Below are 2601 nucleotides of genomic sequence, written 5' to 3' on the forward strand. Positions count from 1 at the left end.
TTCAGTAGCATGGTTGATTAATGAGCATTCATGCGGTTGCCCTGACTACTAGAGCTGGCTTATTAATTGATTTTATTGATGTTTCAATATCGTTACACAATAAAAAGAGTGTGGATGAGAAAGTAGCTTCGATAACACTTGAACACTCTATTTCAGAGGGAGTACAGGAATTATTGAGAAAGAAAATAGGAACAGTTTCATCTGAGTTAATAGGTAATATTATCGGGACTCGAGCGACTGATATGATTAACGGGATACATAATACTAATGGCACATATGACAGTCTTCAAGGTAATTCGCCGCTGATTTATCGGGTAGAGGGACGGATTGATTCAAAGGAACTTGAAGCAGATTTGGATTTCTAAATACAACGGAGAAGCAAATGCTTATGGACATACTTGTCTTAAATTTTGTAACTGGGATTGTTGTGTTGATTGCTATCATTACGTGCCGAAAGAAAGCCTTTGGAAAATTATTTTCATTGGGTCTTTTTATCATACTTACATCCGGGATAATTGCTGTTCCGTATACCTCGTGGATATTAACGTTTTCTGAGTCACTTCCCCGTTGGGTATTTAATCCTCCTATGTTCACAATACCAATAGGCATTCTCAATTCAGTCGGGCTTCTTTTGTGTATTAAAGCTTTTTCAAAGAGCCGTTGATGTTTGACAAAGGACGAGTAAAAGGTTGATTCAAAGTATCCATTATCCTGAGTCCGTTAAATAAGACGCTGTTCAATATTCCTGGACCGGCGCAATAGCGCGGGACAAATCAGCGGCTCAGGAGGCATCAGCTACCGCTATGACGGCCACGGCCGCCGCGTGGCGAAGACAATTTCAGGCAGCACCACTTACAGCTATTACAGTCAAGACGGCCAATTACTTGGCACCTACGCCGATGGCGATTACACTGACTACTATTACTTAGGCCGTGAAATGGTGGCGCGCTACAGCGATAGCACGCAAAGCGATGCGCCCGGCTACACCGGCCACGTCGAAGACGACGACCTCGGCCTCGTGTATATGCAGCAGCGTTACTACGATGCCAACATTGGGCGGTTTTATTCGAATGACCCGGTTGGAGTCATTGGTCACCTAAGCCAAGGCAATATTCAAGGGTTTAACAGATATGCTTATGCCAATAACAATCCTTATAAATATGTAGACCCGGATGGTAAAGTTCCAGTTGCACCTCTTGTTGTTGCTGGTGCAAGAGCCTGTGCGTCCAATGCAGCATGTCGAGGAGCTGTGGTTTCTGGAGCGAGAGCAACAGCAAGAGGAGCAAAAAGGGCATATAACGCGATTGTAGGTGTATTTAATGAATCTGCCGACGCAACAGGGCAAGATGCCGTAGATGTTGTGACTGGTGGGAAAGAAGCCACTAATAGTAAAGAACGTTCAGGGAAAACAACTGACTTTATGCCAGACATCAGTAGTGGCGAAGCCGACGATATTATGGATGAAGTAAAAAGTCTTGATGGTGTGACTGTCAATGAAACGGAAAATGAAAGAGGTCCTATGACTGTGGTTACAACTCCGGACGGTACTAAAGTTATTGATCGAGTGGGTGGCGGCGGCGTTCGAAGTATTGAAACTCAATCTGGTGATAGCAAAACGAAAACCAGAGTCCGCGATGAACAACAATAAGCGAGGATTTCAGAACGATGACTATAGTTGAAAATCTCCCAACATTTGTTACGTGCGCAGACTCTGAAACCTCAAAGAGCATTTCTGAGAATTACGATCAAGCGTTCACTACAGCCCTACATTATGGCGTTAAGTTTCCATTGCCAAAAAACATGGAAATCTTAGCAATCAATGACGGTTTCATACATTCGAGTGAAACCTTCAAGAATCTGGGCCGTTTAATAAAAGAGTTTGCTAGCGAGGGAGCATATTTTTTCTTTCCACTAGCTAGCTTCAACGATGTTTTTAAAGCTCATTTCTGTTTTGAAGTCATGGAGTGGATAGAGACAGTGGTATTTGAAAGCCCAGTAGTTTTCCTAATATCGGAACCCAAACTGTTTATTATTGTTGACGAGCAGCTCTCCATAACAGTAATAGCATATCTAGTAGATATTGAAGAAAATGTATTAGAAAAGTTAGGCGGAAAGGATATTCTGCGAGATAAATTTGAAAGCTCTTTACGCGACAATTACGTGGGTTCCGGTGATGTGGAAAAAAAATGGCTGAAATCATTTTCAGAAAAATACTGCGATTGGTAAACGACTGAAAAGGTACATGTGGCTATAGTGAAATCAATCGCATTCTTTTTGAATCCAAAGCCTCGCACACAGGCAAGCGAGGGTGTTCAACATTCTGTGTCAGCATCGCTTCGTCCGTTAAGCGTCGGCTTTGATGTTGCGATGACGTCAGTATCTTAGATAGTGGGCTATGCCCCGAACGCGTATGGCGAGCCAACGCAAGCGCGAAGTATTGGGCGGTGGCAATCACGTGGTGGAGCTCAGCTACACCTATGATGCGAACCATAATATCCAAAGCATCATCGATGGCGTCAATGGCACCCACAGCGTTACAGGGCTCAGTTATGATGGCCTTGACCGCTTAGTCGCCAGCGCAGCTTTAGCTTCAACCGCGCG

The 2601-nt window shown here is 43.8% G+C and carries 4 protein-coding genes; all 4 read left to right on the plus strand.

The genetic code is table 11. The features are described 5' to 3' along the window. Positions 1-20: 20 nt before the first annotated feature. Positions 21-365: a hypothetical protein gene (locus IDAT_RS12725; RefSeq protein ID WP_034734377.1), complete on the plus strand. Its 345-nt coding sequence runs from the start codon at positions 21-23 to the stop codon at positions 363-365. Positions 366-823: 458 nt separating this feature from the next. Beyond that, positions 824-1648 carry an RHS repeat-associated core domain-containing protein gene (locus tag IDAT_RS12735; protein WP_034734381.1) on the plus strand — a complete coding sequence of 275 codons (825 nt, stop codon included), beginning with the start codon at positions 824-826 and terminating at the stop codon, positions 1646-1648. 17 nt (positions 1649-1665) lie between these two features. Beyond that, positions 1666-2226: a hypothetical protein gene (locus IDAT_RS12740; protein WP_034734384.1), complete on the plus strand. Its 561-nt coding sequence runs from the start codon at positions 1666-1668 to the stop codon at positions 2224-2226. Positions 2227-2395: 169 nt separating this feature from the next. Beyond that, positions 2396-2601: hypothetical protein (locus tag IDAT_RS12745; protein WP_211250612.1), on the plus strand; the 206-nt coding region annotated here is incomplete at its 3' end.

Origin of the sequence: Pseudidiomarina atlantica (assembly GCF_000753735.1) — a bacterium.
Taxonomy (GTDB): Bacteria; Pseudomonadota; Gammaproteobacteria; order Enterobacterales; family Alteromonadaceae; genus Pseudidiomarina; species Pseudidiomarina atlantica.